The organism is Streptomyces mutomycini (genome assembly GCF_001700505.1).
In the GTDB taxonomy this organism is placed as follows: domain Bacteria; phylum Actinomycetota; class Actinomycetes; order Streptomycetales; family Streptomycetaceae; genus Streptomyces; species Streptomyces mutomycini.
The window spans coordinates 20160-34463 of the sequence record NZ_MAPV01000037.1 but is presented as its reverse complement, the minus strand read 5'-3'; the positions used below and the strand labels follow the sequence as shown (position 1 = coordinate 34463).

The following is a 14304-nucleotide window of genomic DNA, read 5'->3' as shown; positions in this document are numbered from 1 at the left end:
GACATCGGGGCCCGGGCTCCTGCGTACGAGCCGTTCCTCGTCTCACCGGGCCAGCGACGCGGCGTCCCCCATCACGATCACGGGGTACTTCGCGGGGTCCAGGGTGAGCAGGAGCTCTCGCATCCGGTCCTCGGTCAGTGAGACGCAGCCCTGGGTGGGGCCACCGTGGTCCACGTGGACCCAGATGCCGCCGCCCCGTTCCCCGCCGAGCGGCCGGGTGCGGTCCAGCGGACTCGTGCCGGGGGTGCGGTTGTAGTTGATGGCGACGACGTAGTCGAAGGAGCCTTCGAGCGGCTCCCCCAGGAAGCCCTCGCCACTCACCGCGAAACGGGACTGCTCGTCGTACGGAAGCAGGGAGCCGGGGTCCGGCAGCCGCCCGCCCGCGTCGGTGAGGCCGAAGACCCCGACGGGGGACCGGAGGTCGCCAGCGAGATGGTGGTCCGTCCAGCCCTCCCTGCCGTTGTGGGCGGGCCAGGGGCCCGCCCCGGGTCTCCAGCCGAGAGCGGGGTCGTCGAGGTTGTGGAGCACCACCGCGGATCGGTTCGAATCCGGACCCTGGCCGGTCACCACGACGACCTGCCGGGTCTCTGCGGGGATCTGCGCCCGGGTCCGCGGACCCAGATCCGGAATCTCCCCAGGGCGGCGGAGGGGCTCCACGGAACGGGCTTCCGCGGCTGCCGGTCCGGGACCGGCCGCATCGCGGGGTCCAGACGGGTCGAAGGTCTGCACCGCCCCGGCGGAACAGCCGATGACCAGCAGGCACAGGGCGACGAGCATGACGTACGGGCGACGCGGGACGGACACGGTGCGGAACTCCTCGGTGAGGGCGGACGAGCACTTCCCGTGCCAGTCCGTGCCGGGCCCGACGGCGCCGAACCGGAACCGAGGGCCATCGGGATGTACCCGGTCCGGGCACCCGAGGTCCGCAAAGTCCCGCATGGTCCACCCGTACGCAGGAAGAGAGCCCGGAACCGTGGACCGCTCCACCGGCGAGGATCACCCGGCGGCGGGTCAGGTCCTTCTTGTGTGCGGGTCCCCACCGGCAGCACCGAAACGTGAAACAGTCCCCGGCCGGTGGCCGGGGACTGTTTCACGTGGAACCGGAGCGGAATCGCCGACGCCTACTTCGCGCCGGTGTCCCTCGCCACCGAGTCCTTGGCCTCGGCCTTGTCCTTCGCCGGCGCGGCGGGCTTACGGAGCTGGATGTTCAGCTCGCGCAGCCGGGCCTCGTCCAGCACGGACGGAGCACCCATCATCAGGTCCTGGGCGTTGCCGTTGAGCGGGAAGGCGATCGTCTCGCGGATGTTGGGCTCGTCGGCGAGCAGCATCACAATGCGGTCGACGCCCGGGGCGATGCCACCGTGCGGCGGGGCGCCGAGACGGAACGCGCGCAGCATGCCCGCGAACTCCCTCTCGACGGTCTCCGCCTCGTAACCGGCGATCGCGAAGGCCTTCAGCATGACCTCGGGCTCGTGGTTACGGATGGCACCGGAGGACAGCTCGATGCCGTTGCAGACGATGTCGTACTGCCACGCCAGGATGTCGAGCGGGTCCTTCTCCTCCAGGTCCTTCATGCCGCCCTGGGGCATGGAGAACGGGTTGTGCGAGAAGTCGATCCTGCCGGTGTCCTCGTCCTTCTCGTACATCGGGAAGTCGACGATCCAGCAGAAGCGGAAGACGCCCTCCTCGAAGTGACCGGCGCGCTTGGCGGCCTCGACGCGGACGACGGACATGATCTTGGAGACCTCGTCGAACTCGCCCGCACCGAAGAAGACGGCGTGTCCGGGCACGAGGGAGAGACGCTCGGTGAGGGTCTTGATGTCCGTCTCGGTGAGGAACTTGGCGATCGGGCCCGCCAGGGTGCCGTCCTCGCCGACGCGCACCCAGGCGAGGCCCTTGGCGCCGTGCTCGACCGCGTACGCGCCGAGACCGTCGAAGAACTTCCGGGACTGGCCCGCGGTGTCCGGTACCGGAAGGGCGCGGACGTGCTTGCCGGCGAAGGCCTTGAACTCCGAGTCCGCGAAGATGTCGGAGATGTCGACGAGTTCCAGCTGGGCCCGCAGGTCCGGCTTGTCGTTGCCGTACTTCAGCATCGACTCACGGAAGGGGATGCGCGGGAACGGCGAGGTCACGTGGCGGCCGTTGCCGAACTCCTCGAAGAGCTCGGTCATGAGCTTCTCGATCGGCTGGAAGACGTCCTCCTGCTCGACGAACGACATCTCGACGTCGAGCTGGTAGAACTCGCCGGGCGACCGGTCGGCGCGTGCGTCCTCGTCGCGGAAGCACGGCGCGATCTGGAAGTAGCGGTCGAAGCCGGAGATCATCAGCAGCTGCTTGAACTGCTGCGGGGCCTGCGGAAGGGCGTAGAACTTGCCCGGGTTCAGACGGGACGGGACCACGAAGTCGCGGGCGCCCTCGGGGGACGTCGCGGCGAGGATCGGGGTCGCCATCTCGTTGAAGCCGAGGGCCACCATCTTGGAGCGGATCGAGGCGATGACGGACGAGCGCAGCATGATGTTGCGGTGCATGCGCTCGCGGCGCAGGTCGAGGAAGCGGTACTCCAGGCGCCGCTCCTCGTTGACCCCGTCCTCGGCGTTGATCGTGAAGGGCAGCGGGGCGGCCTCGCCCAGCACCTCGACCTCGGTGACCTCGATCTCGATCTCACCGGTCGGGAGCTCCGGGTTGACGTTGTCGGCGCCGCGCGCGGAGACCTTGCCGTCGATCCGGACGACGGTCTCCTTGGTCAGCTTCGACAGGGCGTCGTTGCCGGGGGTGCCCGGGCGGGCGACGAGCTGCACCAGACCGTAGTGGTCGCGCAGATCGATGAAGAGGATGCCACCCAGGTCTCGGCGATTGTGCAGCCAGCCGCTCAGCCGGACGTCGGAGCCGACGTCAGAGGCGCGGAGCTCGCCGCAGGTGTGGGACCTGTACCGATGCATCGTCGTTCATCCAGTCTTCGCGGTTCGGGGTGGATTGACACCCCAGGCTACCGCCCGTGGACACACCGCTTCATTGGCATTGTCGCCGCACGGCTGTCCGAGACGCACCCGACGGCCCCCGGAGGGCGGCCGCCGGAGGCGGTCCCTCGGTGGCGACCGCGCAGAACATCTTCCTAAAGTGGGGCAATGCGTACCGAGGAGATCCTGGCTGCGATCGGAACGGGCATGTGGAGCTGGGACAGCTCCGCGGGCACGGTATCGCTCGACGCCGAGGCGGCAAGACTCCTGGGCCTGCCCGCCGAGCCCGTCGTGCGCCCCGGCGAGGAGGTGCGCCCGCGCTTCCACCCCGCCGACTGGAACGAGATCGACGGCGTGGTGAACTTCGCGATCGCCGAGGACACCGTCGCCGAGGCCCGGCTGCGGATCGTGGACGAGCACGGCGCGGTGGTACGGACGGTGCGCAGCCGGTCGAAGCCGGTCCCGGTCGACTCGCCCGGCCGTCACCAGTACGTACTGATGGGCATTCTCCAGGAGGTCGCCCAGCCCCCGGAGGCATCCGCGGCGCAGACCCCGCTCACGGGCGACTGGCGACGGTCGCGGGAAGCGTTCCTGCTGGACGCCGGGCGGGCGCTGGCCGAGGCGGGGTCCACCGAGGAGGTCCTGCGGGTCGCCGGTTCGCTCTCCATGCCCGGCTTCTCGCCGGACGGGCTCGCCGTCTTCGGGGTCTCGGGTGAGCGGCTGACGGTCGTCGGGCACCACGGGCACAACGTCGGCGACGAGAAGCCGTTCACCGACATGCCCCTGCAGACGGACTATCCGGCCGCCGAGGTCGTGCGCACCGGGCAGGCCATCTATCTGGCTTCTCCCGAGGAGTACCGGGAGCGCTTCCCGGCGGCCTGGCCCCTCGCCCGTGATTTCGGGCGCCGCTCCTGGGCCTTCCTGCCGCTGATCTCGTCGGGGATCACCATGGGCGCCTGGATGGCCGGGTTCCGCCACAGCGTGGCCTTCTCGCCGGACGAGCGCTCCGTGCTGACGACGGTGGCCAGGATGCTCGCCCAGGCCCTGACCCGCGCCGGTGCGGCCGAGACCGAGCGCGAGCTGTCGCTGGGCCTGCAGAGGGCGATGAAGCCGTCCCTCGGCCCCGGCGTGCCCGGGCTGGTGGTCGCGGCCCGCTACATCCCGACGGGAGGCGGACTCCAGGTCGGCGGCGACTGGTACGACACGATCCCGCTCCCCAACGGCCGTATCGCCCTCGTGATCGGCGACGTCCAGGGCCACGACGTGCGGGCGGCGGGCCTGATGGGCCAGCTGCGGATCGCACTGCGCGCGTACGCCTCCGAGGGACACCGCCCCGATGCCGTGCTCTCCCGCGCCTCCCGCTTCCTGTCAGGGCTGACGGAGGCGTACGACCTGGCGGACGGGGAGGAGCCGTCCGACGCGACGCGCTTCGCGACCTGCCTGTACGCGGAGGCCGACCCCGAGACCGGGACCCTCGACGTCGCACGGGCGGGCCACCCGGACCCCGTGGTGATCAGCATCGACGGCACCGCGGTGATCCGGCAGACGGCCGGAGGGCTGCCCCTGGGCGTCGAGAAGGACGCCGACTACCCGACGACCCGCGTCGTCCTGGGGCCCGGCGAGACGATCATGCTGTGCACGGACGGGCTCATCGAGACCGGCGGACACGACATGGCCACCGGATGGACCAGGCTCAGGCCGGTCCTGGAGAAGCCCGTCAAGGACCTGGAGGAGCTCGCGGACGCCCTCGTACAGGCAGTGCACGGCCCCGACTCGCACTACACGACCGGACCGCTGGTGGACCGCCGTGAGGATGACATCGCGGTCCTGCTGCTGCGCCGCGACGGACTGCGTACGCGCAGGGCCCCGGGGCGGCGCTCGGCCATGACCATCGCCCAGGCGGAGCCCGAGCGCGTCGCGGCCGCCCGGCAGCAGGTGCGGGAGCTGCTGCACGACTGGGCGGACGCGGAGCAGGTCGACTCCGCGGAGCTGATGGTCTCCGAGATGTCCACGAACGTGCTCATGCACACGGACGGGGACGCGCTGCTCGTGGCGGAGGTGACGGGAGAGCGGGGCGAGCGGCGGCTGCGTGTCGAGGTGGCCGACGCCAGCGACGAGCTTCCGCACAAGCGGCGGCCGGGGGAGATGGCGTCCAGCGGCCGCGGGCTGATGCTGATGGAGATGCTCGCCGCCGCGTGGGGGGTGGACCCGAGGGGCGAGGGGAAGTCGATCTGGTTCGAGCTGTACGAGTCGGCGGAGCCGAGCGTTTTCGTCGGCTCATGAGCTCCCGGGCACCGCGGGCTGGTCGCCGCCGGCCTCGTACCCCTTGCGGAGTTCGCCGATCACCCCGGAGGCCGCGGCGCACAGGGGCACCGCCAGCAGCATGCCCAGCAGCCCCGCGACGCTCGCGCCCGCGGTCAGCGCGACCATGATCATGGCGGGGTGCATCTGGACGGTACGGCTCTGGATGACGGGCTGGAGCACATGGCCCTCCAGCACCTGGACGGCGAGCACCACCCCCAGCACCCAGAGCGCGATGACGAAGCCCCGGTCCGCGAGGGCGACGAGCACGGCGACTGCGCCGGAGAGGAACGCCCCCAGGTACGGGATGTAGGCGCCGACGAACACCAGCGCTCCGAGCCCCGCCGCACCCGGCACCCGCAGGATCAGCAGGCCCACCGTGATGCACAGCGCGTCGATCAGGGCGATGAAGGTGGTTCCGCGCATGAACCCCTCGACGGCCTCGAAGGCCCTGCGCCCCATGGCCTCCACGAGGGCGCCCGTGCCGCGCGGGGCGATGCTGTGGGCGAGGCTCGCGGCACGGTCGGAGTCGCGGAGGAAGAAGAAGGTCAGCAGCAGCGCCAGGACGCTCGTGGCGACGAGCGACCCGATGAGGCTGATCCCGCTGAGCAGTCCGCCCGCCGCGCTGGCGCCGAACTTCCCGACGAGTTCCTTGGCGTTGTCCGCGAGATCGTCCACATCGGCCACGCCCTCGATGTCGAAGTGGTCGATGACCCACTGCGCGGTGTCCTTCAGCGAGTCCACGATCTGTTCGCCGCTGTTGACGAGTGCGGTGACGACGATGTAGCCGGCGCCCCCGACCACCGCTACGAGCGCGGCGCAGGTCAGTCCGGCCGCCACCGAACGGTTCACCCTGTGAGCCGTCAGCCAGCGCTGGACGGGGCCCAGCAGCGCCGTGCCGAGCAGGGCCAGCAGGACCGGGGTGACCGCGGTCTTGAGCGCTACACAGAGCCAGATGGCCACTGCCGCGACGCCGGCGGCCAGGAGCAGGACACCGCACCAGGCGGCCGTACGCCGCGCGACGTCGGGCAGGAGGGGCTTGCGGGTAGGCACCCTCCCACCCGATCACGGGCCGGGAGCGGTGGCCCTTCCGCGCGGGCGTACGGGTGACGTCGTCCGCCGGACGCCACGTCACATGCCGTGGTCCGCAGGGAGGATGCGCCCCGCCCTCCGACGATGCCCGCACCCCGGGGGAGTCCGCGGTGCGGGCACCGGACGCGGGCGCAGGACGCAGGTCCGGTCCCGGCAGTTCGTCACCGCGCCCGATGCCCTTGCGGAGCCGTGCGGTTGCGCTACATCCCGTGTACGGCGGGAACGGTGCCCAGCCGGCCCTTCTGGAAGTCCTCGAAGGCCTGCTTGAGCTCGTCCTGGGTGTTCATGACGAACGGCCCGTAGTGCGCCATGGGCTCACGGATCGGGCGCCCGCCGAGCAGCACCACCTCCAGGTCGGGCGAGTTGCCGTCCTGCGCCTCGTCGGCGCGGACGGTCAGCGAGGACCCCTTGCCGAAGACCGCGGTCTGTCCGGTGTGGACGGGGCGGCGCTCCATGCCGACGCTGCCGCGCCCGGCGAGGACGTACGCGAGGCCGTTGAACTCCTCGCGCCAGGGCAGCGTGACCTCGGCGCCCGGCCGGACCGTCGCGTGGACCATGGTGATCGGGGTGTGCGTGATGCCCGGGCCCTCGTGGCCGTCGAGCTCACCGGCGATGACACGGAGCAGCGCACCGCCGTCCGGGGAGGCGAGGAGCTGGACCTGGCCGCCACGGATGTCCTGGTAGCGCGGCGCCATCATCTTGTCGGACTTCGGCAGGTTCACCCAGAGCTGGAGGCCGTGGAAGAGGCCGCCGGACATGACGAGGGCCTCCGGCGGCGTCTCGATGTGGAGGAGGCCGGAGCCGGCCGTCATCCACTGGGTGTCACCGTTCTCGATGGAACCGCCGCCACCGTTGCTGTCCTGGTGGATGAAGCTCCCGTCGATGATGTACGTGACGGTCTCGAAGCCGCGGTGCGGGTGCCAGGGAGTCCCCTTCGGCTCGCCCGCGGCGTACTCCACCTCGCCCATCTGGTCCATCATGATGAACGGGTCGAGGTGCCGGTAGTTGATCCCGGCGAAGGCGCGCCGCACCGGGAACCCCTCGCCCTCGAAACCGCTCGGTGCGGTCGTGACGGTCAGTACGGGGCGGGCCACGGCCTCGGCCTGGGCCGCGACCTTCGGAAGGGTCAGCGGGTTTTCGACGGTCACTGCGGGCATGGGAGCCACCTCCGGGAGTCTTCTGATCCCAATTTAGTTGAACAGTGAACATCTTGCAAGGCGGCATCCATTCCCGCTGCCCCCGGACAGCAACGAGGGCCCGCACCGGAACGGTGCGGGCCCTCGGGCCACCTGGGGACGCGGACGCTCAGCCGTACATGCGGCGCATCGCGAAGTCCACCATCTGCTCCACCGCCTTGGCGTCGAAGACCACGCGGTGGTCGCCCTCCATGTCCAGGACGAACCCGTAGCCGGTCGGCAGCAGGTCGATCACCTCGGCGCCGGTGATCACGAAGTACTTGGACTCCTTGCCCGCGTAGCTCCGGAGCTCCTTGAGCGTCGTGAACATGGGGATCACCGGCTGCTGGGTGTTGTGGAGGGCCAGGAAGCCGGGATTGTCGCCGCGCGGGCAGTAGACCTTGGCCGTGGCGAAGATCTGCTGGAAGTCCTCCGCGGACAGCGAACCGGTCGTGAAGGCCCGTACCGCGTCGGCCAGGGACGGCGGCGAGGGCTCGGGGTACAACGGCTGCTCGCCGTAGCCGCCGCCCATCTGCTGCTGTGCACCCTGGTGCTGGTCGTAGCCATACATGCGGCAAAGAGTAATCGGACACATCTGTGCCTTGAGGGGTTGCGTCTTATTACTGACGGGTAGCATCATCGGAGGGGTCAGGTGATATACCCACGCCAGGCCGTCCGCCGCCCGAACCTCACTCCTCCACGGGGCGCTGCGCGCCGCTGCTATTGATTACGGAGCCTTCCCATGGGGCACTACAAGTCGAATCTCCGCGACATCGAGTTCAACCTCTTCGAGGTCCTCGGGCGCGACAAGCTGTACGGCACCGGTCCGTTCGCGGAGATGGACGTCGAGACCGCGAAGAGCATCCTCGACGAGGTCACCCGCCTCGCGGAGAACGAGCTCGCCGACTCGTACGCCGACGCCGACCGCAACCCGCCGGTCTTCGACCCCGAGACCAACACCGCGCCGGTCCCGGCTTCCTTCAAGAAGTCGTACCAGGCGTTCATGGACTCCGAGTACTGGCGCCTGGGCCTCCCCGAGGAGATCGGCGGCACGACCTCCCCGCGCTCCCTGATCTGGGGCTACGCGGAGCTTCTGCTGGGCGCCAACCCGGCCGTCTGGATGTACTCCTCCGGCCCGGCCTTCGCCGGCATCCTCTTCGACGAGGGCAACGAGGCGCAGAAGAAGATCGCCGAGATCGCCGTCGAGAAGCAGTGGGGCTCGACCATGGTGCTGACCGAGCCGGACGCCGGTTCGGACGTCGGCGCCGGCCGCACGAAGGCGGTCGAGCAGGAGGACGGCTCCTGGCACATCGAGGGTGTGAAGCGCTTCATCACCTCGGGCGAGCACGACATGTCCGAGAACATCATCCACTACGTGCTGGCCCGCCCCGAGGGGGCCGGACCCGGCACGAAGGGCCTCTCGCTCTTCATGGTCCCGAAGTTCCACTTCGACTGGACCACGGGCGAGCTCGCCGAGCGCAACGGCGTGTACGCGACGAACGTCGAGCACAAGATGGGCCTCAAGGCGTCGAACACCTGCGAGATGACCTTCGGCGACCAGCACCCCGCCAAGGGCTGGCTCATCGGCGACAAGCACGACGGCATCCGCCAGATGTTCCGCATCATCGAGTTCGCCCGCATGATGGTCGGCACGAAGGCCATCGCGGCCCTGTCCACGGGCTACCTCAACGCGCTGGAGTACGCCAAGGAGCGCGTCCAGGGCACCGACCTGTCGCAGTTCATGGACAAGACGGCCCCCAAGGTCACCATCACGCACCACCCCGACGTCCGCCGCTCCCTCATGACGCAGAAGGCGTACGCCGAGGGCATGCGCTCGCTCGTGCTGTACACGGCCTCGGTCCAGGACGCGATCCAGGCGGAGGAGGCCGCGGGCGGGGACGCCAAGGCGCTCAACGGCCTCAACGACCTGCTGCTCCCCATCGTGAAGGGCTACGGCTCCGAGAAGTCCTACGAGCAGCTCGCGCAGTCGCTCCAGACCTTCGGCGGCTCCGGGTACCTCCAGGAGTACCCGGTCGAGCAGTACATCCGTGACGCCAAGATCGACACCCTTTACGAGGGCACGACGGCGATCCAGGGGCAGGACTTCTTCTTCCGGAAGATCGTCCGTGACCAGGGCGCCTCGCTGAACGCCCTCTCCGAGGAGATCAAGAAGTTCCTCGCGGGCGCCCAGGGCAACGAGGAGCTGTCCGGCCCGCTGGACAACCTCGCCAAGGCCGCGGTGGACCTGGAGGCGATCGTCGGCACGATGATCACCGACCTCACCGCGACCGGCGAGGACGTCAAGAACATCTACAAGGTGGGCCTCAACACCACCCGCCTCCTGATGGTCTCCGGCGATGTCGTCGTCGGCTACCTGCTGCTCAAGGGCGCGGTCGTGGCCTCCGAGAAGCTGCGCAACGCCTCCGCCAAGGACGCCGCCTTCTACCGGGGCAAGATCGCCGCGGCGAAGTTCTTCGCCACGAACATCCTGCCGGGTGTCTCCGGCGAGCGCGCTCTGGCCGAGAACGTCGACAACTCGCTGATGGAGCTGGACGAGGCCGCGTTCTAGCCCCTCCCGGCCCGAGCACGACGACGCCGCCGTCCCGATTCCACCGGACGGCGGCGTCGTCGTGTTCGGGGTCAACTTTCGGACACGGACCGATGGCAGCCGCCGTACGCAGTGAACCGCCTCTGTGGGCCGTCGTTACAGTGAGGAACATGAGCTCTCCCCTCCGCTTCGACCGCGGGCACACCGACGATCTGATGGCCTTCCTGATGGCCTCCCCTTCCCCGTACCACGCCGTCGCCGCAGCAGCCGCGCGCCTGGAGAAGGCCGGATTCCGGCAGGTCGAGGAGACGGATGCGTGGGACGGGTCCACGGGCGGGAAGTACGTCCTGCGGGGCGGTGCGATCGTGGCCTGGTACGTGCCGGAGGGTGCCGGCGCCCACACCCCGTTCCGGATCGTGGGTGCCCACACCGACTCCCCCAACCTGCGGGTCAAGCCGCTGCCCGACACGGGCGCGTACGGCTGGCGCCAGATCGCCGTCGAGATCTACGGCGGGACGCTCCTGAACACCTGGCTGGACCGGGACCTCGGTCTCGCAGGCCGCCTGTCCCTGCGTGACGGCACCCACCGGCTGGTCGACATCGACCGGCCGCTGCTGAGGGTTCCCCAGCTGGCCGTGCACCTGGACCGGTCCGCAAACCCCGACGGCCTGAAGCTCGACCGTCAGAAGCACATGCAGCCGATCTGGGGGCTCGGTGAGGTCGAGGAGGGCGACCTCATCCGCTTCGTCGCCGGGGAGGCGGGTGTCGACCCCGCGGAGATCACCGGCTGGGACCTCATGCCGCACCCCGTCGAGCCGCCCGCCTACCTGGGCCGCGACCGTGAGCTGCTCGCGGGACCGCGCATGGACAACCTGCTCTCCGTGCACGCCGCGACGGCCGCTCTCGCAGCCGTGACCACGCAGCCGGACGCCGAGATCCCCTACATCCCCGTGCTGGCCGCCTTCGACCACGAGGAGAACGGCTCCCAGTCCGACACCGGCGCCGACGGCCCGCTGCTCGGCACGGTCCTGGAGCGTTCCGTCTTCGCCCGTGGCGGTTCGTACGAGGACCGCGCCCGGGCCTTCGCCGGGACCGTCTGCCTCTCCTCGGACACCGGCCACGCCGTCCACCCCAACTACGCCGAGCGGCACGACCCGACGCACCACCCGGTGGCCAACGGAGGGCCGATCCTCAAGGTCAACGTCAACATGCGCTACGCGACCGACGGCGGCGGCCGCGCCGTGTTCGCCGAGGCCTGCGAGAAGGCGGGCGTCCCCTGGCAGACGTTCGTCTCCAACAACTCGATGCCGTGCGGCACGACGATCGGCCCGATCACCGCGGCACGGCACGGTATCCGGACCGTCGACATCGGTGTGGCGATCCTTTCGATGCACAGCGCACGCGAACTCTGCGGCGCCGACGACCCGTATCTCCTGGCCAACGCGCTCGTGGCGTTCCTCGCCGGCTGACCCCCGCACCGTCCCGGCCGCCCGCACGGACATGGTTGTTGCCGGGCCGGGTACGCGACCCGTACACCGGCCCGGAGTCACCGGGCCGTCGAGGAGGCGGAAATCATGGGACTCGGAGGATGCATTCTCCTGATAGGTGCCGGGGCGATTCTGGCTTTCGCCACCGACTGGGAGATGGATACCGTCAACGTCGACCTGGTCGGCTGGATCATGATGCTCGTCGGCCTCGTCGGGGTCTTCGTCTACGTGAGCATCGCGCGTCGCCGCCGCATGGTCGTGCCGCCCACAACCACCGTCGTAACGGAGGACGAGCGCCGCTACCAGTGACCTGACGGGCAGCCGCCCGGCCGGCGCGAACGGCGCCGGCGGGCCCTGCTTCGTCAGCCCTGCTCGTCCATCCCGGCCAGCACCAGCGGGAGCCTGGAAGCCCCTCCGGCGGTGACGCTGACGGGGACGCCCCAGTCCTGCTGGTGCACATGGCAGGCCGGGTACTCGTTCGCCGGGTCGTCGTCGCAGGAGGCCGCCATCGCGGACACGTGCAGGACGCCCTCGGTGACGTCGTCCGCCAGGACCAGGTCACGGCTCAGGTCCGTGCCCGGCCCCGATCCCCCGGCCAGCAGCTCCGGCGGGGTCGAGGAGACGAGCAGCCGGGTCGAGGGGCCGTACCGGGTGTCCAGCTTCTGACCGGCCGGCGCCTGGAAGACCACGTCCAGTCGCAGGGTGCCGGCGGCGACCTCGGTGGCCGCCCGCCGGGTGCGGTGGGCCCGGTCCGCCACCCGCACGGCCTCCTCGGGAAGCCGGAGCCTGGTCAGCCGGTGGCGTGCGGACTCGACGACGACCAGATCGCCGTCCGCCAGCACCGCGTCGCTGGGCTCCCGCAGGTCCGTGGCCAGCGTGGTGACCTGGCCGCTCTCCGGGTCGTAGCGCCGCAGCGCGTGGTTGTAGGTGTCGCTCACGGCGACGGAGCCGTCCGGAAGCGCGGTGACGCCCAGCGGATGCTGGAGGAGCGCCTGGCCGGCGGGGCCGTCGCGGTGGCCGAAGTCGAAGAGACCGGTACCGACGACCGTGTGGACCGCGCCCTCCAGATCCACGTAGCGCAGTGCGGAGGTCTCGGAGTCGGCGACCCAGAGCCGGTCGCCCGCGGCGGCCAGACCGGACGGCTGCGCGAACCACGCCTCGTCCCCGGGCCCGTCGACCAGGCCCTCGTTGGTCGTCCCCGCGGCGACCCGCACCGTTCCCCGATCGGGGTCGTATGTCCACAGCTGGTGCACCCCGGCCATCGCGATCCACAGCCGGCCGCCGAACCAGGCGATGTCCCACGGCGACGACAGGTCCACCTCCGTGGCCGGGCCGCTGGTGGCCGAGCCCTGCCACCACTGGCGCCCCGTCCCGGCGAGTGTGGTCGTCTCGCCCGTCGCCAGGTCGAGCGCCCTGATCGCGTGGTTGACCGTGTCCGCGACGGCGATCCGGCCGTCGGGCAGGACGGCGAGACCCTGCGGTTCGCTGAACCGGGCCCCGTCGCGGCCGCCGTCCGCGAACCCGCGCTCACCGGCGCCGAAGTGACCCCGTACGGTCTCGCCGTCGGCGTCCAGCTCGACCAGGCGGTGCCGTGTGGTGTCCGTGACCAGGAAGCCTCCGTCGGGGAGGGCGAGCGCCTTGCCGGGGAACCGCAGGTGTGTGGCGACCGGCTCCGGAGCGACGTACGGGCCGTCACCGCGGCGCAGCGTGCCCTTCGCGGCGTGCTCGGCCTCCAGCTCCTCGACGAGCTTCTCGATGGCGTGCGCGTGCCCCTCGCCGGCGTGCTGGGCCACGACGTAGCCCTCGGGGTCCACGACGACGAGCGTGGGCCAGGCCCGGACGGCGTACTGCTTCCAGGTGGCGAGTTCGGGGTCGTCGAGGACGGGGTGGTGCACCTCGTACCGCTCGACGGCGTCGACCACGGCCTGGTGTTCCGCCTCATGCACGAACTTCGGGGAGTGGACACCGATGATCACCACGGTGTCGCGGTGCTTCTCCTCCAGCTCGCGCAGCTCGTCGAGCACATGCAGACAGTTCACGCAGCAGAATGTCCAGAAATCCAGAATGACAATGCGTCCTCGCAGGTCAGCAAGGGTGTACTGCCGGTCGCCTGTATTGAGCCAGCCGCCCTTGCCGATCAGTTCGGGGGCGCGGACACGTGCACGTGCTGTCATGACAACAGTCAACAGCACCGTGGCCTGCGCGCATTCCGGCAGGGCGTCGGGGAACCTGTGATCCATGAGACTTCTCGTACGTGAGCGACTGTTCGGCGTCGGCGACGACTACTGGATCGAGGACGCGGACGGGCGGAAGCTCTTCCTCGTCGACGGCAAGGCCATGCGGCTCCGTGACACCTTCGAGCTGAAGGACACGAACGGCCGCGTCCTGGTGGAGATCCGCCAGAAGCTGATCAGCCTCCGCGACACCATGCTCATCGAACGGGACGGCGACGAGCTCGCCAAGATCAAGCGGAAGCGCCTCTCGCTGCTGCGCAACCACTACCGGGTCACCCTGTTGGACGGCACCGAACTGGACGTCAGCGGCAAGATCCTGGACCGGGAATTCGCCATCGACTACGACGGTGAGCTGCTCGCCCAGGTTTCGCGGCGCTGGCTGACCGTTCGCGACACCTACGGCGTCGACATCGTGCGCGAGGACGCCGACGTGCCCCTGCTCCTCGCGGTGGCAGTGTGCGTGATCGTCCTCGCGGACAAGGAACGCGACGACGACTGAGAACGGACCGG

Annotated in this window: 11 protein-coding genes; 5 read left to right on the top strand and 6 right to left on the bottom strand. The window is 70.1% G+C overall.

Features of this window, described 5'->3' with window-relative positions; all coding sequences use genetic code 11:
* Positions 1-42: 42 nt before the first annotated feature.
* Entirely contained in the window at positions 43-804 is a 762-nt protein-coding gene (locus tag BFF76_RS05770; RefSeq protein ID WP_031090562.1) for a lipoprotein, read from the bottom strand.
* A 317-nt stretch (positions 805-1121) separates the two neighbouring features.
* The gene (aspS, locus tag BFF76_RS05765; RefSeq protein WP_031090560.1) at positions 1122-2939 is read right to left on the bottom strand and encodes an aspartate--tRNA ligase; all 1818 of its coding nucleotides are present in this window, start codon (positions 2937-2939) and stop codon (positions 1122-1124) included.
* A gap of 186 nt (positions 2940-3125) precedes the next feature.
* Here aspS and BFF76_RS05760 point away from each other — a divergent pair, with 186 nt between their 5' ends.
* A complete protein-coding gene (locus BFF76_RS05760) occupies positions 3126-5240 on the top strand; it encodes an ATP-binding SpoIIE family protein phosphatase (protein WP_065847462.1) in 2115 nt (704 codons plus the stop codon).
* On the opposite strand, the gene BFF76_RS05755 is transcribed toward BFF76_RS05760, so the two are convergent.
* The 3 genes from BFF76_RS05755 to BFF76_RS05745 form a co-directional block, all read right to left on the bottom strand.
* Positions 5235-6311: an AI-2E family transporter gene (locus tag BFF76_RS05755; RefSeq protein ID WP_031090552.1), complete on the bottom strand. Its 1077-nt coding sequence runs from the start codon at positions 6309-6311 to the stop codon at positions 5235-5237. The two genes, BFF76_RS05760 and BFF76_RS05755, sit on opposite strands and share 6 nt — an antisense overlap.
* A gap of 239 nt (positions 6312-6550) precedes the next feature.
* The gene (locus tag BFF76_RS05750) at positions 6551-7507 is read right to left on the bottom strand and encodes a pirin family protein (RefSeq protein ID WP_031090550.1); all 957 of its coding nucleotides are present in this window, start codon (positions 7505-7507) and stop codon (positions 6551-6553) included.
* A 148-nt stretch (positions 7508-7655) separates the two neighbouring features.
* On the bottom strand, positions 7656-8096 hold the full coding sequence (locus BFF76_RS05745) for an SseB family protein (RefSeq protein ID WP_031090548.1): 441 nt from the start codon (positions 8094-8096) through the stop codon (positions 7656-7658).
* A gap of 171 nt (positions 8097-8267) precedes the next feature.
* On the opposite strand from BFF76_RS05745, the gene BFF76_RS05740 reads away from it, so the two are divergent.
* The 3 genes from BFF76_RS05740 to BFF76_RS05730 all read left to right on the top strand — a co-directional run bounded on the left by BFF76_RS05740 (position 8268) and on the right by BFF76_RS05730 (position 11869).
* A complete protein-coding gene (locus BFF76_RS05740) occupies positions 8268-10094 on the top strand; it encodes an acyl-CoA dehydrogenase (RefSeq protein ID WP_031090546.1) in 1827 nt (608 codons plus the stop codon).
* Between the two features lie 149 nt (positions 10095-10243).
* On the top strand, positions 10244-11542 hold the full coding sequence (locus BFF76_RS05735; protein WP_065847460.1) for a M18 family aminopeptidase: 1299 nt from the start codon (positions 10244-10246) through the stop codon (positions 11540-11542).
* Positions 11543-11647: 105 nt separating this feature from the next.
* Positions 11648-11869 (top strand): DUF6458 family protein, encoded by a 222-nt coding sequence (locus BFF76_RS05730; RefSeq protein ID WP_031090542.1) that lies wholly within the window; start codon positions 11648-11650, stop codon positions 11867-11869.
* A gap of 53 nt (positions 11870-11922) precedes the next feature.
* On the opposite strand, the gene BFF76_RS05725 is transcribed toward BFF76_RS05730, so the two are convergent.
* Positions 11923-13734, bottom strand: a complete 1812-nt coding sequence (locus BFF76_RS05725) for an NHL domain-containing thioredoxin family protein (RefSeq protein WP_053929525.1) — start codon at positions 13732-13734, stop codon at positions 11923-11925.
* Positions 13735-13798: 64 nt separating this feature from the next.
* Between BFF76_RS05725 and BFF76_RS05720 the strand changes: the two genes are divergently transcribed.
* A complete protein-coding gene (locus BFF76_RS05720; protein ID WP_065847458.1) occupies positions 13799-14293 on the top strand; it encodes an LURP-one-related/scramblase family protein in 495 nt (164 codons plus the stop codon).
* Positions 14294-14304: the final 11 nt, after the last annotated feature.

Coding starts and splice junctions, on each gene's coding strand:
- aspS (WP_031090560.1), bottom strand. CDS start 2,939: ATGCATCGGTACAGGTCCCACACCTGCGGCGAGCTCCGCGCCTCTGAC.
- BFF76_RS05760 (WP_065847462.1), top strand. CDS start 3,126: ATGCGTACCGAGGAGATCCTGGCTGCGATCGGAACGGGCATGTGGAGC.
- BFF76_RS05750 (WP_031090550.1), bottom strand. CDS start 7,507: ATGCCCGCAGTGACCGTCGAAAACCCGCTGACCCTTCCGAAGGTCGCG.
- BFF76_RS05745 (WP_031090548.1), bottom strand. CDS start 8,096: ATGTATGGCTACGACCAGCACCAGGGTGCACAGCAGCAGATGGGCGGC.
- BFF76_RS05740 (WP_031090546.1), top strand. CDS start 8,268: ATGGGGCACTACAAGTCGAATCTCCGCGACATCGAGTTCAACCTCTTC.
- BFF76_RS05735 (WP_065847460.1), top strand. CDS start 10,244: ATGAGCTCTCCCCTCCGCTTCGACCGCGGGCACACCGACGATCTGATG.
- BFF76_RS05730 (WP_031090542.1), top strand. CDS start 11,648: ATGGGACTCGGAGGATGCATTCTCCTGATAGGTGCCGGGGCGATTCTG.
- BFF76_RS05725 (WP_053929525.1), bottom strand. CDS start 13,734: ATGACAGCACGTGCACGTGTCCGCGCCCCCGAACTGATCGGCAAGGGC.
- BFF76_RS05720 (WP_065847458.1), top strand. CDS start 13,799: ATGAGACTTCTCGTACGTGAGCGACTGTTCGGCGTCGGCGACGACTAC.